The organism is Nocardia sp. NPDC057440, assembly GCF_042802915.1.
Taxonomy (GTDB): Bacteria; Actinomycetota; Actinomycetes; order Mycobacteriales; family Mycobacteriaceae; genus Nocardia.
The window spans coordinates 484-21047 of sequence record NZ_JBHVDF010000024.1; the positions used below are offsets into that span (position 1 = coordinate 484).

Genomic DNA, 20564 nt, shown 5'->3' on the forward strand with positions numbered 1-20564 from the left:
GCGTCTGGGGCGGCCGCGGTGGGGGTGGGTGTGTCCCCGCGGGGGGGGGGGGGGGGGGGGCGCGCCGCGGGCGCGCCGGGGGGGGGGGGGGGGCCCCCCCCCCCCCCCCCCGGGGCCCCCCCGCCGGCAGAACCGCGATGAGAACCTAGGGGAGTGCGCGGGCGGCGGCGGTGATGGCATGACACGCCCGGTCTATGTCGGAGTCGGTGGTGCGCCAGTTGCTGATGGCAGCGCGAAGCCCCGGTTGCCCCTCGTACACCGTTGGAGTGACGAACGCCTCCCCGGTCCTGGCGATCGCCTCGGCCAGTGCGTGCACCCGTTCTGAGGTGGGGTGGTCGGTGAGGGTGAAGCAGACGACGTTGAGACGCACCGGGGCGAGCAGCCGAATCACACCGCTCGTGGCGAGCTGATCGCCGAGGCGGCCCGCGCAGGAAATGTTGCGCTGCACGATCTCTCGGTGTCCGTCGCGACCGTAGGCCGACAGGGTGAACCACGCGGGGAGCGCACGCAGTCGCCGTGAGTTCTCCGGTACCAGATCCCCGAATCCCGGTTCGGCGGTCGGTGTGCCGAGGTAGGCGGCGCCGGAGTTCTGGAAGACCCTGGCCTGCAGGTCGCGGCGCCGGGTGAACTGGACCGCGGCGTCGTAGGGCACGTTGAGCCATTTGTGGAGATCGACGCACACCGAATCGGCCTCGGCGAGACCGTCGACCAGATGCGCGTGCCGCGGCGAAAGCGCGGCGAACGCTCCGAAAGCGCCGTCGACGTGTAGCCAAAACGGAAACCGCTCGCGCAATGCCGCAATGGCACGCAGATCGTCGAAGTCGACGGTATTCACGGTTCCGGCGTTGGCGACCACGATGGCTGGCCGACCGTCCAATGCGGCGAGCGCCGCGGCGAGGTGGTCTACATCGACGGCTTCCCGATCCGGCAGCGTGGGCACCCGTTGAAGCCGATCGCGGCCGATGCCGAGCATCGACAACGACTTGGTGACGCTCGAGTGCGGCGTTCCGGACAACACATGGACGGCCCCGAGCGCACCGACACCCGCCGTGGCCACGGAAACCCCGAGTTGTTCGCCCAGCCATTCCCGCGCGATCGCCAACCCGACCAGATTCGAGGTGGTCGCTCCGCTCACGAATGCGCCGGTGTGCTGCGTCAGACCGAAGAGCTGCCTGATCCAGCCGACGGTCTCCTGCTCCAGATCGATCGCCGCGGAATCGCCGCCGGACATGACATTCTGGTCGAATGTACTGGTCAGCCAGTCGCCTGCGATCGAAGCAGGCGTCGCGCCTCCGGTGACGAAGCCGAGATAGCGCGGGCCCGCGCTACCCGAGAAGTTCGGTTCCCAACGGTGCTGGAACTCCGAAAGAGCCTGGCGCAGACCGATTCCCCGTTCCGGCAGCGGCGCAGCCGGAACCGGGTCCCGCGGCAGCGCCACCGCACGTTCGGCGATTCCGGTCAACACCTGTTCGGCAGCATGGCGGACTACCTCGAGCAGCGCGGGCAGCTCGGTGAGATCGTCGGCAAGTTTCTGGTCCACATCTGCAGACGTTACGAGTGCGCCACCCGACTTGTCGTGATCCAGTCGGAGGGAACTGGACCCCCAGGCGCTGGTCTTTGCCGGTGGCCTAGCTTGCTTCTCGTTGTGGGCCCGGCCTCGGTTGCTTGTAGCTTCGAGCGATCAGCGCGGATCTGAGGTACCAGACGCCGGAGGCTTGGGCGGGGTCGAAGCCGGTGAGCTGACCGATGCGTTTGAGCCGATAGTCGACGGTGTTGGTGTGTACGTGCAGGGCGCGTCCGGTGCGCTGACGATTGAGGTTGTTGCTGATGTGGCGTTGCAGGGTTTCGAGCAGTTCGGGGTGTTCGTCGAGCGGGTCGAGCAGCGTGCGCAGGTGGTCGAGGCCGGGGCCCGGCCGAGTGAGCTGGTATTCCAGGGCGAGATCGTCGAAGCGATACAGCCCGTGGACCGATTGCAGCCGGGCCACCATGTCGAGCAGCTCGTGTGCCTGCTCGGCGGCGGCGGGCACCTGGGCCGGGGGCGCGGGCACCACCGCGGCGGTGATCGGGACCTGCGCGGCGTGGGAGAGTTGGCCGACGAGCGAGTCGAGGGCGTCGTCCTCGAACAGCGCGGTGGGCAGCAGGATGGTGCCGCCGTCGACGCTCAACAACGACAGCGCGCTTTCGCCGCATCGGGTCGCGAGCTCGGCCTGCACGCGGCGCAGCTTGCGCCGGGCGACCACCGTGCTGTCGACCCTGGGATTGCGTTCCTCGGGGTGTTGCGGAATCGACACGGCGAGAACGGAATACGATTCGGAGATCTCGATCCCACACTCGCGCGCCATGGTCGAGGTGGGGTGGCCGCCGAGCAGTGCCGAGGTGAGCGTGTGTGCGGCGGTGTGGTGCTCACTGACCACCGCCCGCAGTTCCCGGACATAGGCCTGCGAGACGGTGGAGGTGATGGTGTCGAGGATTTCGAGCAATCGCCGGCTGATCTGCTTGAGATTGTCGAAGTCCTCGGCGGTGGCATTGGCCAGGATGAGGTCGAAACCGAGCTTGAAGCCCTCGTGCACGGCGTGGTGGATCGTGTCGATCGGGATACCCTCGCGGGCCCATCCCGCGGCGACCTTCTGCAGCTGCTGGGTCTTCTCCGGAATATCGGCGCCGTCGAACATGCTCACCGCCAACTCCAGGCAGACCCGGGTGATGGTGGTGATGTCGCCGTTGAGCGCCTCGCCCGGCAGTGTCCGGCACGGGACGACGTTCTCGACGAAGTGCCCGACCATCTGCTGTGACAATGCCCGGACATCCTGCAGTGAGGACGTCACCGGCCTGCCCGATACGGTCAGATCCGGTCGATCCGAACTGGTGACGGTCATCGTGACTCCCTTCCGGCGTCGCAACGTGGCGAAGCACCCCACGGTAACGCGGAGACCTCGCGGAACAAGGGGGCTGCTGTCGGTTCCGGGCATGTTCCGAACCTGGCGAGGCATACCTGTGAGGGTTCACAGTGTGAGAAGGTGCGAGATCGTCCACGGCTGCTGAGCTGGTCGATTGTCCGAGTTTTTCGGGGCGGGTGCCGCGTCGCGGCGACGGCGGCGCGCCGCTTCGATATGAGGGACAACAACCGCCGCGAGGCGGCAGCGTTTCGGGTCGGCTCGGGCCGCGTAGGGATATTTCACAATCAATCCGCACCCGGGTTCGTCCATTCGCCGAAACGGGCTCGCCAGCTCGAAGGCCGGTACGTCAGCCCGTAGCGTCGGAATCGGATAAGGGCGTTACGCGGAGGGAGTCCCATGACGATGCGCCCACACGACGAGGCCTGGGCGACCGGCCCCGACGCGCTGCTCAAGGCAGGCTTCGAGCTCGCACTTGTCCTCGTGGATGCGGCCGAGGCCTCGGGTTCGACGGCGATGTCATGGTTCGAGCACGCCGCCGCCCGCTGCGCTGCGGCGGGAATTCCCATCGAAGCGGTGCACGACGCCGTGCGCGACAGCGTGGAAACCGCTCTGGCCCACGCTGGTTCGGTCGGGGAGCCGGTGGCGTGCACCTGGGAAAGCGGGGTCGAGCCCGGCGAGGTAGGCGGTGTCGTCGATATGTTGACCTCCGCGGTGACGCGGGCCTATGCGCAATAGGCGATGTGCCGGCGTTCTCAGGAAACTCTCACCAAACCCGCGCTCTGATCTCAGGACCGGCCCGTTGAATGAGCGCAGCTGCCCCGCCGGTTCGGGCGGGGCAGCGCCAGCTCGGTGGCACTGCTGCCGCTCACGCTGATGTCCCCGGCATTCAGCCCATGCTCGGCGTCGCGGGCGAGAGATACATGTAGCTCTTCTCCTCGACGCGCCGCTCGATGCGCCATCGGCCGTCGATGCGGACGAAGGTGTCGAGGTACCACAGGCCGCAGAACATGACGCTCTGCTGTCCTTCGCCGTTCGCGACGAGCATCGGGTTGTGGCACATCGTACGGCCGGTCGCGGTGTCGCCGTCGACGGTGATCGACGAATTGCCGACCAAATGCTGGAATGCCGGGAAGTTGGGGAGCACCTGGGCGAGAAAGGCTTTCGTCGACGTGAGGTCGCCGATCGCGCCGCCCATTGCCGAGTAGTCGATGTGCGCGTCCGCGGTGAAGACGTCGTCGAGCAGATCCCACTGCCGCGTGTCGACCGCGTGCGAGTAGCGGACCATCAGGTCCTGGATCTCCAGACGATCCGAAATCTCCTGCAACGACAGCATGCGCGCCTCCTTGAACTGACACAGGTTTCAGTAATGCCATCAGTGTCGGAGCAAGTAAGCAAGAGCGCGTCCCGGCTTTTGACGCAGAACGGCCCTGTCGGCGGAATCCGCGTGACAGGGCCGTGCTGGTGGAACAGGGGTTGCGGTCTTACAGGTAGGCGCCGCACACCGGCCATGCGCCGGGGCCCTGGGTGGCGAGCACGTTCTCCGCGACGCGGATCTGCTCGGACCGGCTGGCGCCGCTCGGGCTGCCCGAGCCGCCGTTGGCCTCCCAAGTGCTCTGGGTGAACTGCAGGCCGCCGGAGAAGCCGTTTCCGGTCTCGATGCCCCAGTTGCCGCCGCTCTCGCACTGCGCGACGCCGTCCCAGTTGTGGCCTTCGGCCGAAGCGGTAGCGGTCGCGACACTGAACGGGACGGCAACGAGGGCGCCGATGACAGCGGTGGTGCCGAGTGCGCGGGTGGTGAACTTACGGTTCTTGAACATAGTGATTCCCTGCCTGTGCCCTACCGGCCCGTGGAAGCTGCACACGGGTCCCTGCCCCCAGGAATCTCGGGGATCCTCGAACCGTGGGGCAGGGTTGCCGGTGTTCGGCGATTCGAGTCAGAACCGGACGTTGATCCGGGCCGCCAGCGACGTTAACCGAGAAGTCGCGGAGGATCACGTCGAGATCACGTCCGAATTGCCTGAACTCTATAGATAGGGTGTCGTTGTTTTCCTGGATAGCGCTGGGGGAATGCGATAGTACAATTGTTAGTTATTGTTACGTGATGTGTGAGAGATCACTATGAAATAGTGATTCGGGTCGCGTCGGTCAGTGTTCGATCGTGCGGTTTCGAACTTCTCGAACAACTCGACCAACGATGCGGGCGCCTGTGGAGCCGATTCGACATCGTGTGCGGGCGCCTGATCGGGCATCGGCGGGCCTGGCATCGGGTCGGTTCTGTCGAGGTAGACCACGTCGACGAAGCCAGCTGCGACGGAATCCCCGCGATAGATGCTGGCCGTATTGCCGACCGTGCTTTACAGTACGTCCGTACGGTTTTGTGCAATCCAGTGACTTGGAGGGCCGATGTGGGATCCCGAGAAGTACCTCGTGTTCGACGACCACCGTTCACGCGCGTTCTTCGATCTGCTCAACCGCGTGACCGCCGAACAGCCGCGCCGGGTAGTTGATCTCGGATGCGGGCCGGGCCATCTGACCCTCGCACTCGCGCAGCGCTGGCCGGGAGCGGTCATCGAGGCCTCCGACTCCTCACCCGACATGGTCGCGGCCGCACGAGATCGCGGTATCGACGCCACCCTCGGCGCGGTCGAGCAGTGGCACCCCGCCCCCGACGCCGACGTCGTGATCTGCAATGCCGTCCTGCAATGGGTGCCGACCCACACCACCCTGCTGCCTCGATGGGTCGACCACATGCCTTCGGGAGCCTGGCTGGCCTTCCAAGTTCCCGGCAACTTCGACGCGCCGTCCCACCGAACAATCCGCGAACTGGCGTCCCGGGATCAGTGGCGCGCTGAACTTGCTCCGGCCGGGATCCTCGAACCGCGAGCGGTACTCGACCCGGATGGATACGCCCGGCTACTCACGGGTTGTGAGGTCGACGCATGGGAGACCACCTACCTCCAGCGCCTCGTGGGTGCAGACCCGGTACTGGAATGGCTCACCGGAACTGCCCTACGCCCCGTTCGCGACGCACTCGACGACGCCGAATGGCAGGAATTCACCACACAACTCGCCCCACTCCTGCGGGCGGAATACCCGAGCCACTCCGACGGCCTCACCTGGCTACCCTTCCGCCGGGTGTTCGTCGTCGGCCGTAAGGCCGGGTAGGGCACCGGACCGCATGGCGGCGGAGGCATTTCGTTACTTGCCGACCACTGTTGGTCCAGAGCTGCCGACGGACATATCGCGGCCATGGAAGCCAACACCTTTCGGTGGCGATGTCGCGCGATGTGAAGATCTGTGATGCGCGGGAATACATGATTGCGGATCGACATACGTTCGCGACGCCAGTATTCCGTTGGTCGTCGCGACGATCTACATTGAACGCAGTCACCGGCAGTGACATTCGAGGAGGCGCATTATGTTCGTTGCGACCGTCATTATTTCTGTAGTGCTCGCGGTCATGTTGTCCATGTCTGCGTTCTTCAAGATCACTCGGCGCCCGCAGTTCGTGGAGGGGTACGCCGCCATCGGGGTGCCGGAGAGCTGGCTGAATCCGTTGGCCGCACTGCTGCTCGCCGGTGCGGTGGGTCTGCTCATCGGCCTGTGGTTCGCGCCGGTCGGGATTGCTGCCGCGGTCGGGCTGATTCTCTACTTTCTCGGCGGTATCGGCTTCCACGTGAAGGCAAAGGACTGGAAGAGCATGCCGGTACCCATGGTCATTCTGATCCTCGCGATCGTCGCACTTGTGCTGCGTATCACCACTGCGTGAATCGGTTCGACGGTCAGTCCGGAAGCACCGCCAGCTCGAGCTGCCGCAGGCGAGCGGGATCGGCGTACACCTCGTAGGCCGCGATCCGATCGCCTTCGACGGTGACGGTGAGCGCGAGCAGGAGTTGACCGCGCGGCGCGACGATGATGCCGACTGCGCCGTTGACGAGGGCGAGGGCGGCGACCTGCGAGCGCCTGCGCAGCACCAGAGTCTCTTTCGCCACGGCATCCGCGCCACGGGTAACCAAGGCCATTCCGGCGGGCAGCGCTGCGGGATCGGCGGTGCGCACCACGTCCGGTGCCAGTACCGCCAGCAAAGCACCGAGGTCACCACTACGTGCGGCGGCCAGGAACGCCTCGACGACATCGCGCTGCTCGGCGAGTGCGGTGCTGGACGCGGCCGCGTCACCGTGTGCGCGCGATCGGGCCCGGCTCGCGAGTTTCTTGGTCGTGGCGGTCGTGCGCCCCACGATCGGCGCGATCTGATCGAACGGCACCGCGAACATGTCGTGCAACACGAACGCCACCCGCTCGTCGGGGCCGAGGGTGTTTAGCACCACCAGAAGCGCGCGCCCCACCGAATCAATAAGCACGGCTTCGTGTTCCGGGTCGCTGTCGTAGGCCACGTCGCCGAGATGGGCCAGGGAGTCCATGGGCTCTTCGCGCCGCGCGGCCCGCGATCGCAGCATGTCCAGACAGATCCGTGAAACGACCGTCGTCAGCCAGCCCGCCAAATTCTCCACATCGTCGGTGTCGGACAGCGCCAGCCGCAGCCATGCCTCCTGAACCGCATCCTCGGCTTCGCCGGCGGAGCCGAGCATCCGATAGGCGACCGACCGCAGATGGCCGCGATGCGTTTCGAATCGTTGCGCCAGCACATCCTGTGCGTGCATCGGTCACCTTTCCTCGTCGCCGTCCGTCATCTGGATGACGAACTCAACACCGCCCGAGTGACCGCGGGTGCGGCGCTTCGCGCGTCCATCACGATCGCAGACGTCGGGTGCCATCCAACAGGAGGGTATTTCCCATGCATATCGCCTACATCGTCGTCACCGTTCTCGCCGCGGTGGCAGCCGCGGTCGCGGCAGCCATCGATGTTGTCCGGCCGCAGTGGCTGCTGGACAACATGCAGAACTACGGGATCCCCGCGCAGATGCTCGGCCTGCTGGGAGTCATCAAAGCCATCGGTGCGCTCGGCCTCCTGGTCGGCCTCGCCATCCCGCCCATCGGCCTGGCTGCCGCTATCGGCTTGGTTCTGTACTTCCTCGGTGCCGTCGTCACCATCGTGCGCGCCCGCATGTACTCCGACATCGCCTACCCGCTGCCGTGGCTCATGCTTGCAGCCGGATCTCTCGGCCTCTTCGTGGCCACATGAGCCCGCCGCCCACAACGACGTAGAACCGGTGAAAGGCGACTGATGCGGAGATGCGCGCTGCGCACTGGTGCAGCGCGAGTAATGGTGCACGCCATGCCAATCCGGCATGTTTGCCGATGCCGATGCCGATGCCGATGCCGATGCCGATGCCGATGCCGATGCCGACATCGGGACGCTACGGAGACCCGACCAGACCTTCCCGACGCCCGGCTGGGAGTGCAGGCGCTAGCGCCAGGGACACAGTCGTCGGCGCCAAGGAATTCGCGGGTGACGATCTATGGTCTCGAGCGCTCTGGACCGCGATCATGGCGAGGTGGCGCTGCCGGACCGGTCCAGCAGGAAAGGTGAGCCGGGGGAAGATGGCTTCCATCCGCGTGCCAGTCCCAGACGGATGCTCGCGGCAACGTCAGCAGGACGGACGGAAACCGGGGGAATGTCCATCCAGTTGCGGGGATGAGCGTGGCCGGTGTCGACGACCAACGTGGTGCCGGGATGGTCGGCGTGCTCGACTGCAAAGTTCAAGCGCGTCAACGCGATTCCTTGCATATAGGTCGGTCGTCGCCGGACGCGCCATCGGTACGCGGCCCCATCGACGACGATGCACCGGGCACCCTTCTTCGGCAGCGTCACAGTGTCTCCTTTCGAGGCCGTCACGCTAGCGCGGAACCCGAGCCCGACACCACCGATGAACGGGGTCGGACCCCACTGGCCGCGGTCCGCTCTACCCCGATCGGGCAGAGCGGAGCAGCGGCGGGTGTTATTCGGGAGTGCCGTCGGCGATCCAGCGGGCGAAGACATCGATGTGGTCTTGGGGCCAGCGGCCGTCGCAGGGCATGGATCCTTGCTGGAGTCGGTCGAGGATGCCGGCGGCGTGCTGCACGACGTCGGCGTGTGACCACAGATCGAAGACGAAGCTCATCGATTTGCGGTCCATCGCTCGGAACAGCGGTTTGATGTGCCGGTCGAAGGCGACCTGTTCGTCCGGGCCGGGGAGTTCGATGGTGTGGTCGGCTTCGGCGGGGGGTGCGAGGGCGGAAACCCGGGAGCCGGGTGTGGCGTTGCATACCCACCACCACCGCGGCACCGGCATATTCGGCGGGGGAGTCGCGCCCGGCTGCGAATTCTCCAGTGCGATACGCGATCCCCACTCGATATAGGCGGCGAACGCGGCCCGGAATTCCGCGTCGGTCGGCAACCCGGCGTCATCCGCAGCACGAGAGATGAGCTGCGCCCACCGCGCCCGCCACTCCTCGGTGAGCGCCTTGCCGGCATGCTCGGCGACCATGTGCTGGTAGCCGCCGTACATCTCGGTGTACAGCTTCGGTCCGCCGAAGGTCTCGCCGAGCCAGGCGGCCACACGCTCGGGATGATCGGGTGACATGCTGGCAAAAAGTGGCGCGAGCAGCGGATCTTCGGGGACGTACTTGCCGTAGAAGATATGCGTCATCCGGGTCAGCGCGGGGAGGCCGCCTGCCCACTCGAACAGTGTCGGCTCCTCGGAAGGCACCGGATCGGTGAATCCGACGTAATAGTGCATGCCACTGCAGAACGGCTTGTTCTGCGAGTGCCCGCACCGGCAGAGGCTGTAGTGCTCGCTCGACGAGCCCGTGTTGCGTTGGCCGCAGTCGACCAGCGGAATGCCACCGGTGACCCGGTACGGGCCGTCCTTCGATACCTCGATCGCGGGTTCCCTGGCCGGGGCGTCGCCCTCCTTGCCATCGATCGCGTAACCGAGAGCGCCGGAGGGGCAGGCTCGTGCCGCCCGTTTGATCTCGTCCATCCGTCCGCCGCTCGGTGCGACGAAAGGTTCTGCGCTAGCACGGAATACGGTGGGCAACCGATCGGTGCAGAACCCGGAATGGGCGCACAGTCCGCGGTTGTCGAGAACAGTGACCGCAACGCCTTCGTAGGTTTCGCGGCTGTCGGGCACCCGCTGCGGATCTTTGGCTCCGCTGAATCCGATGCGGGCATGGCTGCCGTCGCAGAGCGGTTTCGTCTCCGAAGCTCCGCACCGGCACAGGGCCAGCTGTGGGAGCGCTCGGATGGCCACCCCGAGCCAGTCGGTGACCTTGGTGGCGTTGGTGACCAGGTACGGCCCGTCGGGGGCGACCTGGATCTGGGATTCCAGGCCCGACTGGAGCGCGGTGAGCTCGGCCAGGCGAGCGTCCGGGTCGTCGGCGGACAGGATGGCCAGATGTTGAAGGGCGGCGGTGGCCTCCTGGACCCCGGTCGGTAGCCCGGGGTTGCCGCGGAACCGGGTGATGTCGCGCGCCAGCTGCCACACCTGGTCTGTGGTTTCTTCTGCGGTTTCGTCGGCGGCGTTGACGTCCGGGGCCCGGCCGGTCATCTCGGTGAACGCTTCCGTCAGCGGTCGTATCACCGAATCTTGCAGGGGCGCAGCGCTTCCTGCCGGGTGGCCTTCCATAAGCTTGGCGAAGTGCCGGTCGAGCGTCAGGGCCCGGGTCAGCAAGGACTCCAGTTCGTTGTGCACTCCTGCTCCTGTTTCTCTGTCTAGCGGTCCAACAGGATAATGATTACTTCATTACGTTGTTTCGGTCCACGAGGGGAATCCCCGGCGCCGGGAATGGGCGACGATTCCGCCACCAGCGTTGCGACCGATGCCGCGCGAGCGGTCGCCGATCCCGCTGCGCCCGCTCCGGATCCAGCTGCCCGATCGGGACCTTGCCCACCGGTGAGCTCGGTTGCGAGCCACCAGGTGACAGCCTCGGGATACACCTCCTACCCGACGCCGGCCACCCGATCCGGCCGCGTTCGCCGACTTCATGCCGCGCGAGCGCGCCCTCTCGAGCAGGCCGCTGGTCAGGAAATCGGGCACTCCCGATTGCATACCACTGGGCCGCAGACCGGCCGCCTACGACGCGGTGGGTTCGCCTGCGGCACTGTGTGCCCCGCTCATCGAGAGACTCTCGGCGCGGACCAACGGGAACGAGTCACCGCACGCCGACCAGGCCGCCGCCTTCGGGTTGCCGGAGATATTCGTCGAGGACGTCGGTACGTTCGTCTGGCTCGTTCGCCGAGATGGACGCGGATGCTCCGCGCCGAATCGAGCTCCCCGGTGCCGAAGTGGTCAGCGCCCTGCGCTGATGAACTTGGCCGCCTGTTCGCCGACGAACACGCTCGGCGCGTGGGTGTGGCCACGGATGAGCAGTGGCATCACCGACGCGTCGGCGACCCGAAGTCCGTGCACGCCACGGACTTCCAGTCGCGGTGTGACCACGCTTGATTCGTCGGTGCCCATCCGGCAGGTGCCCACCGGGTGGTAGAGGGTGTGTGAGTAGCCGTTCAGCGCCAGTTCGAGAGTTGCTTCCATCTCGCTCGGCGCTCGCGGCGGATAGATCAACGGCCCGAGTATGGCTTTCATCGCAGGCGACGCCGCCAGTTCGGCGCAGATCCGCAGCCCCGACATGATCGCGGCGCGGTCGGCGCCCGCACTGTCGGAGAGATATCGGGGATCGATGACCGGCTTCGCCGTCGGGTCGCCGGAGGCGAGGGTGATGCGGCCGCGGCTGTGCGGCCGCAGCAGTACCGTCACCAGGATGACGCCGTGCTCGGTGGGGTCGAGCAGCCCTTCGTAATAGAAGGGTGCCGGTGCGAAGATCATTTCCAGATCGGGCAGGTCGAGATCGGAGCGGCTGCGCACGAACCCGTAGGCTTCGCCGACATTGGAGGTGAGCATGCCGCGATGCCGGATCAGATAATCCAACAGCTGGCGCGGCTTCTCCGCGGTGAACAGCGAGTCCGCTTCGACGCTGTAGCCGATGCCGGAGACCAGATGGTCTTGCAGATTCGCACCGACCTCCGGGGCATGGTGCACAACCTCGATGCCCTGCCTGGTGAGCTCGTCCCGGTCGCCGATGCCGGACAGCATGAGCAGCTGTGGGCTGTTGATCGCGCCGCCGCAGAGGATCACTTCGCGGCGCGCGGTGACCGTGTGCGAGGCGTCACCCTGCAGGTATTCCACACCGACCGCGCGCGGCGCGCCTGCCGGATCACGTTCGAAGAGGACACGGGAGACGAGCGCTTCGGTCCGAATGGTCAGATTCGTCCGCCGCAGCGCGGGCCGCAGATAGGCGTCTGCCGTGCTCCATCGGCGACCGCCCCGCTGGGTGACCATGGTTTCGCTGAACCCGTCCGGCTGCGGGCGGTTCGGCGGTTCCACCGCGAACCCGGCTTCTTGCACCGCGGTCAGGTAGGCCGCTGTCGACGCCCGTGGACTGCGCTGCCGCGAGATGTGCAGCGGTCCGGCCGCCCCCTCGTCGGGGTACTGAGCTTCTTCGACGTTCTCGATGCGCCGGTACTGCTCCACCGCGGCGGCGAATCCCCACTCCTCGCCGGCCAGCAGGGCCCACTCGTCGTAGTCGGCGCGGAATCCGCGGACCCACATCATCGCGTTCATCGACGACGATCCGCCGAACATCTTCCCGCGCGGCCAATAGATCTGCCGGTTGTTCAGCTCCGGCTGCGGCTCGGTGAGATAGTCCCAATCCACTTCTGTGCGAAACAGTTTCGAGAAGGCAGCGGGAATGTGCGTGAACTTGTTTCTATCGGGCGGCCCCGCCTCGAGCAGCACCACGGTGGTGCCTGGGTCGTCGCTGAGCCGGTTGGCGAGGACCGCACCGGCGGATCCCGAGCCGACGATCACGTAGTCCGCGGTTATCCCAGCTGTCTGCACTGTCCCACTCCGATCCACACTGCGTAGGGCAAACATACGAGTATCCGGCGGCCGCGGGTTCACTTTCTTGGAAATCTGGACAGCAAACCGCCGGAAACCCACCGCTGCCGGGCAGCGGTGGGTTTCCGGCGAATCAAGTGTGGTCGGTGCTCAGCGCGCTGCCCGGGTTGCGAGCGCGGCGGCGGCCAGTACCGTCACACCCTCGGCGATCGCGGTGTTGCCCAGTGCGTGGGCCGCCGACAAAGCGGTGGCGCCGACCAGTTCGAGGAAGATGGTGCCGAAGCAGGCGATGCCGACGACGATGCCAAGCTGCACGCTGGTGACCAGGATTCCGCTCGCGTCCGCGGCAAGCGACATCGGGATCTTGGCAAGGGTCCTGGTCATCAATGGGCTGAACGCGAGTCCGAAGCCGATGCCCTGGATGCCGAAGATCATCAGCGGCAGCGGGCCCAAGTCGGCGCCGCCGCGCAGCAGCGTGCCGAGCGTCACCATCGTCGCCGCGCCGAGCACAAGCCCCAGCGGGATCATGGCGGCGTGGAACCGGTGTGGAACGCGCTCCCAGTTCAGGCTGGCCAGCGCGAACGTGACGCCCATCGGGATGAACAGCAGCCCGGCATGCAGTGCGGTGTAGCCGAGAGTGCTCTGCAGGTGGATGGCCATCACGAACATCCAGCCGCCGAAGGTCGCCATGATCACGAACAGTGTTGCCGCGGTGAGCACCAACCCGGGGGCCCGCAACACCCGTTGCGCGAAGAGTGGTTCGCCGCCGCGCGCCGCGACCACTCGTTCGATGGCGACGAACACCGCGATACCGATCACGCTGGCGCCCAGGGTGATCCATGTCCACAGCGGCCAGTTCTGTTCGTGGCCGAGCACCATAGGAAGGACGAGCAGCAGCACCGAAACGGTCAGCATCGCCAGTCCGGCCAGATCGAGCTTGCGGTCGAATCGTGCGGTGTCCGAAGGCAATACCCGCGGTGCGACCAGCAACAGCACCGCACCGATCGGCACATTGACCAGGAATACGCCGCGCCAACTGCTACCCCAAAGGTCGGCGTTGACGATCAGACCGCCCACGACCTGACCGACCACCATGCCGCCGGAAATGATCGCGGAGTATGTGCTGAGCGCCTTTGCTCTGGCATTGCCGGTGAAATTCCGTTGGATGAGGGTCATGATCTGCGGGACCATGGCCGCCGCGCCGACGCCCTGCAGGAATCGGAACACGATCAAGGTGACTTCGTTCCATGCCAGCCCGCAGGCCAATGAGGCCACGGTGAACAGCGCGAGGCCGGCGATGAAGGCGCGACGCTGGGTGAACCTGTCGCCCAGCCTGGCGCCGGTGACCAGCAGTACGGCGTAGGCGATGACGTACCCGGCGACGATCAGCTGCAGCGCCGATCCGCTCGTGTGCAGCGAGGTGCGGATAGAGGGAATAGCCACATTCACGATGGAGGCGTCGAGCACCGCCATGAACTGCCCGGTCAGGATGACGGCGAGGATCGCAATGGTGCGCCGCGCGCCGTGCGCGGGAGGTGCTGGGGGAGCCGGCGTGGCGGGTGACGCTTTGGCCGAACCCGGTGACAACGTCTGGGTCATGCACTGAGCTTGCAGCGGATTCGACACCAGTAACAGGAGCCCAATAAAACTGGTATCAGCAGCACCTGGATACGTCGAAATGTCTGGGCTTCGTTCCTGACGGGCGTAGGTGCCCACGTCGGTCTTCCCGCCCACGGTGTGTAGCGTGCTTTGTACCGACCGCCTACCTCGGGTTGGATCTGCGCGACAACTCGTTGTGCCGCATCGAGGACTGCCGAAAGATTGGCAGTGGAACAATCAGGAATCGGCACGGGTGACCTTGGAGCTGATACTCGCCGAGCTAGGGGCAGGACGCGATCCAGGTCGCCCTGGATTCGTCGGGCACGCATATAGCGAGATCCATGAAGCTTGGCTGAGTCGCAACCCTTATGCGGAAGAAGAGCAGCGGCGATTGTTTCCCGATATGGGCGAGTATCAGAAGTCGCTCGATCGGGGTGTTTACCACGAGGGGCTCGGTTTGATGAGGGCTGAGCTTTCGCTGCTGCGGTGACGAGGGCCGGGTTCGATCCGGTTGTCCAGCGGGGCAGGTGATCCGGTGGTGGCCGCTTCGGTCGACACCAGTAGGAGGGGATCGACAAAACTGGGTACCAGCAGCACAGGCATAAGAGGCCACCAGCCTTCTGTGGCGGGGCGGATCATGTGCCCGCTGATACGGGTATTGGTAGCACCTGGATACTGCGACTGAAGTGCGGGACGATCATCATATGACCGGTGTTGTTGATGTTCAGGCTGTGCGCAAAGCTCGACGTTCTGAGCTGGCGGCCTTCCTGAAGTCCCGTCGCGCCAGAATCTCACCGGAGGACGTGGGGCTTCCGCCTGGGCCGCGTAGGCGCACTCCTGGCCTACGTCGGGAGGAGGTGGCACAGCTGTCGGGGGTGGGCGTGACGTGGTATACGTGGCTCGAGCAGGGTCGCAGTATCAATGTCAGTGTGCAGGTGTTGAATTCGGTCGCGCGGGCGCTGTCGTTGGATGCTGCGGAGAAGGCGCATTTGTATCGTTTGGCGGATGTGCCGACGGTGCCGACGGCGCATGCGGGTACTGCTCTGCCGGAGGAGCTTCAGGTGATTTTGGATCATTTGGAGCCGTTGCCGGGGGTGGTGTTGAGTGCGCGGTATGACGTGTTGGCTCATAACGAGCCGTATGAGGCGTTGTGTCCTGGTTTCCTGACCGGGGAACGTAACGTGGCTCGCAGGGTGTTCCTTACCCCGCAGTGTTGCAATACCTACCAACACAATTGGGATGACCTGCGCCGCATGGTCGGCTATCTGCGTGGTGCCTACGCCAAGAACCTGGGCGATCCGTATTGGGAGGAGTTCATCGTCGAGTTGTGTTCGGAGAGCCCGAATTTCGAGGCTTTGTGGGCTCGTAACGATGTTGCTGTTCCGGTGAGTCGGACCAAGCAGGTTCGTAATTTGGCGGTGGGGGAGTTGGAGATGTTTTTGACGAGTATGTCTCTGCCGTCGGTTCCGCATGCGTGGATGCAGATTTATACCCCGGTTGATGAGGTGGCGTGGGCGAAGTTGCGTGAGTTGTTGGCGATGTCGGAGCAGGAGCGGCAGCGTCCGTGGGTTGAGCATCGCGAACAGCTCCACCCGGCAGCGGGGTAGGGGAGTCGGGGTGTCGAGGTCAGGGCAAGTGCTCGGTGGGTTGCGTGGGCTGAACGGTAAGCGGAGCCGCTGCTGGGGACCAACTGCACCCAGACTGTCGCTTTGGGATACGGTCCGGCGCTACGACACGGCGCGCTTGCCCTCGCCGCCGAGCTGACGACGAACCTCTTGTTGCTTTCGGGAGTTGTCGGGCTGGCCGAGGCGTTCGCTGTGGGCCGGTCGGGAGGCCTCGGGGACGATCAATTGCGGGATCTACTCCGCACGAGTCCCGTCGTGGCGCCCGGATTGCACAACCGGTTCGACAGTGTGCTGACCGGTACATCTGATCGGTGGTGGACCACGGCGCTCGGGGCGAAGGATGCTGGATTGGCGCTCGAATTAGCACGTGCCGCCGGTGTGGAGTTGCCGGAGGCCGAGGTGGTGTGGCACCTCTATGAGGCGGCGTTCCGTCATGCGGATGCCGACATCTCGGTCGTCACCGACCTCTACCGCCGCCATCCGCCAACAACGACGTAGTGATACTGGGTAATTCGGGCTGTCAGCTGGTCATCGGTGATCAGGGACGATCGGGATCTGCATGAACAGGGTCGTCCCGCATCCGGGATGGCTCGTGATGTGCAGATGACCGCCGAGGGCCTCGACGCGGTCGATCAGGCCGATGAGGCCTGACCCTTCGGCCGGGTCGGCGCCACCGACTCCGTCATCGCGAACCGAGAGTCGAAGGTGCGGGCCCTCGGTCCAGGCGTCGATGTCGATCCCGGATGCCTGCGCATATTTCGCCGCATTCGTGAGTGCTTCTGCCGCAACATAATACGCGGCTACTTCGGCGGACTCGGGCACTCGCTCGGTCAAGTTCAGGCCCAGTTCGACCGGGACGGTTGCGCGGCGCGCCAGCGCCTTGAGTGCAGGTCCGAGCCCACCTTTGGACAGGATCGCCGGGTGAATTCCGCGGGAGATCTCGCGTAGATCTGCCGAGACGTCGACCAGGCCTTCCACCACTCCCGACAGCTGGGTCTGCAACGTGCTCAGTTCGGAAGGCACCGCTGCCTCCACGGTACGGAGTGCGAGTCCGAGCGAGACCAGACGTTGTTGCGCTCCGTCATGCAGGTCGCGTTCGAGGCGCCGCCGAGCCTCATCGGTGGCGGTGATGATCCGAGAACGGGACGCGGTCAGTTGTGCGCGCGCTTCGGCATTCGCGATCGCGGTCGCAACCAGGTCCGCGAATTCGGCCAAGCGCGCTTCGGTATCTGTTGGCAGTGGTTCGCGGCGCGATGTGCCCGCGATGATCGCCCCCCACAACTGGCCATCGACGACGATCGGCGCGCCGACTCCCGCGCGCAGCCCCAGCTCTCGGATGCGCGCTGCGGCGGAGCCGACGGCGTGGTCGTGGCTGTCCATCCGGGCCGTGCTGCCGCTGTGTAGCACCATCGCGGCGATGTTGTCGCCTTCCAGCGTGAGGCGCTCACCGACCGGCATCTTCTGTAGTCCGGGCTCGTCACGGGCCGCGACGATCGTTCCCGAGCCGTCGGGCTCATAGCGGAACAGTGTCGCGTTCAATACGCCGAGGCAGCGGGCCGATTCCTCGGCCACCGCCGAGAACACCTCCGACGAGGCCGCCCCGCGCGCGACTAGCGTGGCTACCCGGCGTAGTGCGGCTTGTTGCTCGGCGACCAGATCGGCTTGTACGCGCCGTCGATCCGCTTCGGCGGCATGGGCTCGGGCCAAGCCTGCGAGGGTGTTCGCCAGCAAAGCGACGACCAGGAAGACCGCAATGGCCGCCAAATCGTCGGCCTCGGCGCCGAAGGGCGCAGGCCAGTTGCGAAAGTAGGCGAAGGCGATAGCGCTGGCCACCGATGTCACCACCGCCACCCCGAGTCCCCATATTGTCGAGACCACGAGGACCCCGAGCAGATAGACCACACCGAACGCCTCCCCGGGCGAGATCTGTTTGAGCCAAAAGACCAGAACCGATTCCGCCGCGATGAAAATGGTCGCGACCGCGAACCCGAGCCAGCAGGGCGGGGAGGTGGGGCGCAGGGACAACGACACCAAGCGCCCGCGCATCGAGCTCGGTGGGATATCGGTCCGGTGGCGTGCGGTAACCGCGCCTGGCGTGGCTGCCAGCCAGCCGCATGTTCGGGACCGGTTCCGCCTCATGACGCAGAGCTCACATCGACTGTCGACAACCGCGGACGACGCAACGATTCGATCGTAACCGGTCGGCGGATCCGGCTATCCGATCACGAGCCCCAGATCCGCGGTCGCCGCGACCCTCCTCCCGGTGCCGAGCCCGGCGACCGGGCGAGCTGCGGCGCTCATCAGACACTCTCCGGTGATGGTCCGGCGACCGGGGTGGCCCAGGCCATGATCTTGTCGATCTCGTCGAGGTCGGTATCGGACAGTGATACCTCCGCTGCCGCGAGGCTGTCCTCGACATGGCTCGCGTGCCGGGCGCCGACAATCGCGACGTGGATCGCAGGGTTGGCCAGGGTCCAGGCAATCGCCAACTGGCTGACGGTGATTCCGCGCTCGGTCGCGAAGTCCTCGAGCACCTGCACCGTCGCGAGATTGCGTTCGTAGACCTCGCCGGTGAAGGCCGAGCTGCCGCTGCGCCAGTCGTCCTCGGCGAATGTCGAGTAGGTGCTGAGCGTTCCGGTCAGCAGGCCGTGCGCCAACGGGCCGTACACCAGCACGCCGACGTGGTGTGCGCGGCAGTACGGCAGCAGTTCGTCCTCGATCTCGCGCCGGAACAGGTGATACGGGGGCTGGACGGTCTCCACCGGCAGGGTCGCGGAGAATTCCGCGATCTGTCCCACGTCGTAGTTGGAGACGCCCACGTGGCGGATCTTGCCCGCGGTCACCAGATCGGCCAGCGCGCCCGCCGTCTCGGCGACGGGAACGGCCGGATCGGGCCAGTGCACCTGGTAGAGGTCGATGTAGTCGAGGCCGAGCGCGGTGAGGCTGGCATCGACACCGCGGCGCAGCCAGTCCGGGCTCGCATCGCGCACCATGCCGGACTCGGTCCGGCGCAGGCCGCCCTTGGTGGCGATCACGAGTTCGTCTCGGGCGGTAGTCAGTTCGTGCCGCAGGGCATTGCCGAGCAGCCGTTCGGACGCGCCGAAACCGTATGCCTGCGCGGTATCGAAGAAATTGACGCCCAGTTCGCGGGCGCGGCGGATCGCCGTGATCGCCGCATCTTCGTCGAAATGGCCCCAGTCGCCGCCGAGTTGCCAGGTGCCGAAGGCGATTCGAGAGACATGGAGTCCGCTGGTTCCCAAGGTTGTTGTTTTCATAGCAACCACCCTCGCGCGCAGTCGGGCGCCTGTCGCCACTGCTGGCGGCCATCGCTCCTTCCGGCCAGCGGTAACCCGGGCTACTCGCCAGCTGCAAAACCCAGACGATTCCCGGTAGCAGCAATGCGATCCCCGCGTGCGCGTGGGCAAGCTGACATGATGACGCGGGATTCGCCGTTACGCTGCCTCATCGTCGATGACAGCCCGAATTTCATGGCTGCCGCTCGTGGTCTGCTCGAGCAGCAAGGAATTATCGTCGTGGGTGTGGCATCGACCGGCACCGAAGCGCAGGCCAAGGTCGTGCAGGCGCGGCCCGATGTCGCCTTGGTCGATGTCGATCTCGGTGCCGAGAGCGGTTTAGACCTCGCCGAGCGCCTCGCCGTGCCGGTAATACTGATTTCCACCCACTCCGGGCTGGACTTCGCCGACCTGGTCGCCGAGAGCGCGGCGGTGGGGTTCCTGTCCAAGTCCGCGCTGTCGTCTGCAGCCGTCCACGATCTGCTCCGCGGCGGCGAGGATCAGCTCAGCGCGACTCCAGGAACCTGACCACCGCGAGCACTCGCCGATGATCGTCACCGGTCTCGGGCAGGTCGAGCTTGGTCAGAATGCTGCGAACGTGCTTTTCGATGGTGCCCTCGGTGACCCACAGCAGCCGCCCGATCCCGGCGTTGGAACGCCCCGCGGCCATCAAATGCCAACACCTCGCGTTCACGCACACTGAGCGCGGCGAGCGGATCGTTGCGACGCTGCGCGGACACCAACTCGGTGACCAGCGCCGGGTCAACAACTGCCGCACCCTTGGCAATGCGATGCAGCGTGTCGACGAAATCCTCCACATCGGTGACCCGGCTCTTGAGCAGGTAGCCGATCCCGCGGCCGCTGGCCAGCAGTTCCATCGCGTGCACGACATCGGCGTGCGCGGACAGAACGAGGATGCCGGTCTCCGGGAATTCCTCGCGGATCGCGCGGGCGGCGTCGAGGCCCTCGGTGGTGTTGGTCGGGGGCATCCGAATATCGATCACGACCAGCTCGGGTGTCTGGTCCCGAACCAGATTCAGCAGTTGCACGGCGTCGCCCGCCTGGGCGACGACCTCGAATCCCGAGCGCTCGAGCAGGCTCGCCAAGCCTTCGCGCAGTAGGACATCGTCCTCGATCAGAATCACCCGCAAGCGGGTCGCGGCTGCCCTCGCATCGTCGGATCCGGCCGTTGTCGCCGCCATCCAGTCACCTCCTGGCTACTTCTCGAGCATATCCGCTACGCCGCCACGTCCCGGTCCGGCCCGCGCAGTGCGTTCGCAGCACCGTCGCGGGGCGAGTTGCAGCTAGCAGGTA

At 65.9% G+C, this 20564-nt stretch carries 19 protein-coding genes and 2 pseudogenes; 9 read left to right on the top strand and 12 right to left on the bottom strand.

What is annotated here, in order from left to right:
• Positions 1-145: 145 nt before the first annotated feature.
• Together ACFU4Z_RS33210 and ACFU4Z_RS33215 are read right to left on the bottom strand one after the other, a co-directional pair.
• Entirely contained in the window at positions 146-1540 is a 1395-nt protein-coding gene (locus tag ACFU4Z_RS33210) for a pyridoxal phosphate-dependent decarboxylase family protein (protein ID WP_379071312.1), read from the bottom strand.
• A gap of 88 nt (positions 1541-1628) precedes the next feature.
• A complete protein-coding gene (locus ACFU4Z_RS33215; RefSeq protein ID WP_379071315.1) occupies positions 1629-2876 on the bottom strand; it encodes a PucR family transcriptional regulator in 1248 nt (415 codons plus the stop codon).
• A 417-nt stretch (positions 2877-3293) separates the two neighbouring features.
• On the opposite strand from ACFU4Z_RS33215, the gene ACFU4Z_RS33220 reads away from it, so the two are divergent.
• Positions 3294-3632 carry a hypothetical protein gene (locus ACFU4Z_RS33220; protein ID WP_379071318.1) on the top strand — a complete coding sequence of 113 codons (339 nt, stop codon included), beginning with the start codon at positions 3294-3296 and terminating at the stop codon, positions 3630-3632.
• Between the two features lie 151 nt (positions 3633-3783).
• Here the strand turns inward: ACFU4Z_RS33220 and ACFU4Z_RS33225 are convergent, their stop codons facing one another.
• On the bottom strand, positions 3784-4230 hold the full coding sequence (locus ACFU4Z_RS33225) for a nuclear transport factor 2 family protein (protein ID WP_379071321.1): 447 nt from the start codon (positions 4228-4230) through the stop codon (positions 3784-3786).
• Between the two features lie 151 nt (positions 4231-4381).
• Positions 4382-4714, bottom strand: a pseudogene (locus ACFU4Z_RS33230) (transglycosylase family protein); the annotation flags it as partial.
• Positions 4715-5300: 586 nt separating this feature from the next.
• Here ACFU4Z_RS33230 and ACFU4Z_RS33235 point away from each other — a divergent pair.
• Positions 5301-6062: a trans-aconitate 2-methyltransferase gene (locus ACFU4Z_RS33235; RefSeq protein ID WP_379071324.1), complete on the top strand. Its 762-nt coding sequence runs from the start codon at positions 5301-5303 to the stop codon at positions 6060-6062.
• Positions 6063-6315: 253 nt separating this feature from the next.
• Positions 6316-6666: a DoxX family protein gene (locus tag ACFU4Z_RS33240; RefSeq protein WP_379071326.1), complete on the top strand. Its 351-nt coding sequence runs from the start codon at positions 6316-6318 to the stop codon at positions 6664-6666.
• A gap of 13 nt (positions 6667-6679) precedes the next feature.
• On the opposite strand, the gene ACFU4Z_RS33245 is transcribed toward ACFU4Z_RS33240, so the two are convergent.
• Positions 6680-7558: a sigma-70 family RNA polymerase sigma factor gene (locus tag ACFU4Z_RS33245; RefSeq protein WP_379071329.1), complete on the bottom strand. Its 879-nt coding sequence runs from the start codon at positions 7556-7558 to the stop codon at positions 6680-6682.
• A gap of 134 nt (positions 7559-7692) precedes the next feature.
• On the opposite strand from ACFU4Z_RS33245, the gene ACFU4Z_RS33250 reads away from it, so the two are divergent.
• The gene (locus ACFU4Z_RS33250) at positions 7693-8040 is read left to right on the top strand and encodes a DoxX family protein (RefSeq protein WP_379071332.1); all 348 of its coding nucleotides are present in this window, start codon (positions 7693-7695) and stop codon (positions 8038-8040) included.
• Positions 8041-8146: 106 nt separating this feature from the next.
• On the top strand, positions 8147-8269 hold the full coding sequence (locus ACFU4Z_RS33255; protein WP_379071335.1) for a hypothetical protein: 123 nt from the start codon (positions 8147-8149) through the stop codon (positions 8267-8269).
• A 74-nt stretch (positions 8270-8343) separates the two neighbouring features.
• Here the strand turns inward: ACFU4Z_RS33255 and ACFU4Z_RS33260 are convergent, their stop codons facing one another.
• The 4 genes from ACFU4Z_RS33260 to ACFU4Z_RS33275 form a co-directional block, all read right to left on the bottom strand.
• Positions 8344-8670, bottom strand: a complete 327-nt coding sequence (locus ACFU4Z_RS33260) for a hypothetical protein (protein ID WP_379071338.1) — start codon at positions 8668-8670, stop codon at positions 8344-8346.
• A 127-nt stretch (positions 8671-8797) separates the two neighbouring features.
• Positions 8798-10531 (bottom strand): CDGSH iron-sulfur domain-containing protein, encoded by a 1734-nt coding sequence (locus tag ACFU4Z_RS33265; RefSeq protein WP_379071341.1) that lies wholly within the window; start codon positions 10529-10531, stop codon positions 8798-8800.
• A gap of 597 nt (positions 10532-11128) precedes the next feature.
• Positions 11129-12733 carry a GMC family oxidoreductase gene (locus ACFU4Z_RS33270; protein ID WP_379071345.1) on the bottom strand — a complete coding sequence of 535 codons (1605 nt, stop codon included), beginning with the start codon at positions 12731-12733 and terminating at the stop codon, positions 11129-11131.
• A 150-nt stretch (positions 12734-12883) separates the two neighbouring features.
• Positions 12884-14332, bottom strand: coding sequence for an MFS transporter (locus ACFU4Z_RS33275; RefSeq protein WP_379071347.1), 1449 nt, complete (start codon positions 14330-14332; stop codon positions 12884-12886).
• A 253-nt stretch (positions 14333-14585) separates the two neighbouring features.
• Here ACFU4Z_RS33275 and ACFU4Z_RS33280 point away from each other — a divergent pair, with 253 nt between their 5' ends.
• The 3 genes from ACFU4Z_RS33280 to ACFU4Z_RS33290 all read left to right on the top strand — a co-directional run bounded on the left by ACFU4Z_RS33280 (position 14586) and on the right by ACFU4Z_RS33290 (position 16455).
• The gene (locus tag ACFU4Z_RS33280) at positions 14586-14822 is read left to right on the top strand and encodes a hypothetical protein (protein ID WP_379071350.1); all 237 of its coding nucleotides are present in this window, start codon (positions 14586-14588) and stop codon (positions 14820-14822) included.
• Between the two features lie 214 nt (positions 14823-15036).
• The gene (locus ACFU4Z_RS33285; RefSeq protein ID WP_379071353.1) at positions 15037-15939 is read left to right on the top strand and encodes a helix-turn-helix transcriptional regulator; all 903 of its coding nucleotides are present in this window, start codon (positions 15037-15039) and stop codon (positions 15937-15939) included.
• Positions 15940-16041: 102 nt separating this feature from the next.
• On the top strand, positions 16042-16455 hold the full coding sequence (locus ACFU4Z_RS33290; protein ID WP_379071356.1) for an NAD-binding protein: 414 nt from the start codon (positions 16042-16044) through the stop codon (positions 16453-16455).
• Between the two features lie 30 nt (positions 16456-16485).
• Here the strand turns inward: ACFU4Z_RS33290 and ACFU4Z_RS33295 are convergent, their stop codons facing one another.
• A complete protein-coding gene (locus ACFU4Z_RS33295; protein WP_379071496.1) occupies positions 16486-17988 on the bottom strand; it encodes a GAF domain-containing protein in 1503 nt (500 codons plus the stop codon).
• 269 nt (positions 17989-18257) lie between these two features.
• Positions 18258-19232 (bottom strand): aldo/keto reductase, encoded by a 975-nt coding sequence (locus ACFU4Z_RS33300; RefSeq protein ID WP_379071359.1) that lies wholly within the window; start codon positions 19230-19232, stop codon positions 18258-18260.
• A gap of 213 nt (positions 19233-19445) precedes the next feature.
• Between ACFU4Z_RS33300 and ACFU4Z_RS33305 the strand changes: the two genes are divergently transcribed.
• Positions 19446-19778: a response regulator gene (locus tag ACFU4Z_RS33305; RefSeq protein WP_379071362.1), complete on the top strand. Its 333-nt coding sequence runs from the start codon at positions 19446-19448 to the stop codon at positions 19776-19778.
• Here ACFU4Z_RS33305 and ACFU4Z_RS33310 read toward each other — a convergent pair.
• A pseudogene (locus tag ACFU4Z_RS33310) lies at positions 19756-20452 on the bottom strand (response regulator). The gene ACFU4Z_RS33305 and the pseudogene ACFU4Z_RS33310 sit on opposite strands and share 23 nt — an antisense overlap.
• Positions 20453-20564 lie beyond the last annotated feature (112 nt).

Excerpts from the sequence above, each read along its gene's own strand:
- ACFU4Z_RS33255 (WP_379071335.1), top strand. The coding sequence starts at position 8,147 with ATGTTTGCCGATGCCGATGCCGATGCCGATGCCGATGCCGATGCCGAT.
- ACFU4Z_RS33285 (WP_379071353.1), top strand. The coding sequence starts at position 15,037 with ATGACCGGTGTTGTTGATGTTCAGGCTGTGCGCAAAGCTCGACGTTCT.
- ACFU4Z_RS33245 (WP_379071329.1), bottom strand. The coding sequence starts at position 7,558 with ATGCACGCACAGGATGTGCTGGCGCAACGATTCGAAACGCATCGCGGC.
- ACFU4Z_RS33275 (WP_379071347.1), bottom strand. The coding sequence starts at position 14,332 with ATGACCCAGACGTTGTCACCGGGTTCGGCCAAAGCGTCACCCGCCACG.
- ACFU4Z_RS33225 (WP_379071321.1), bottom strand. The coding sequence starts at position 4,230 with ATGCTGTCGTTGCAGGAGATTTCGGATCGTCTGGAGATCCAGGACCTG.
- ACFU4Z_RS33220 (WP_379071318.1), top strand. The coding sequence starts at position 3,294 with ATGACGATGCGCCCACACGACGAGGCCTGGGCGACCGGCCCCGACGCG.
- ACFU4Z_RS33305 (WP_379071362.1), top strand. The coding sequence starts at position 19,446 with ATGGCTGCCGCTCGTGGTCTGCTCGAGCAGCAAGGAATTATCGTCGTG.
- ACFU4Z_RS33250 (WP_379071332.1), top strand. The coding sequence starts at position 7,693 with ATGCATATCGCCTACATCGTCGTCACCGTTCTCGCCGCGGTGGCAGCC.
- ACFU4Z_RS33235 (WP_379071324.1), top strand. The coding sequence starts at position 5,301 with ATGTGGGATCCCGAGAAGTACCTCGTGTTCGACGACCACCGTTCACGC.
- ACFU4Z_RS33215 (WP_379071315.1), bottom strand. The coding sequence starts at position 2,876 with ATGACCGTCACCAGTTCGGATCGACCGGATCTGACCGTATCGGGCAGG.
- ACFU4Z_RS33300 (WP_379071359.1), bottom strand. The coding sequence starts at position 19,232 with ATGAAAACAACAACCTTGGGAACCAGCGGACTCCATGTCTCTCGAATC.
- ACFU4Z_RS33240 (WP_379071326.1), top strand. The coding sequence starts at position 6,316 with ATGTTCGTTGCGACCGTCATTATTTCTGTAGTGCTCGCGGTCATGTTG.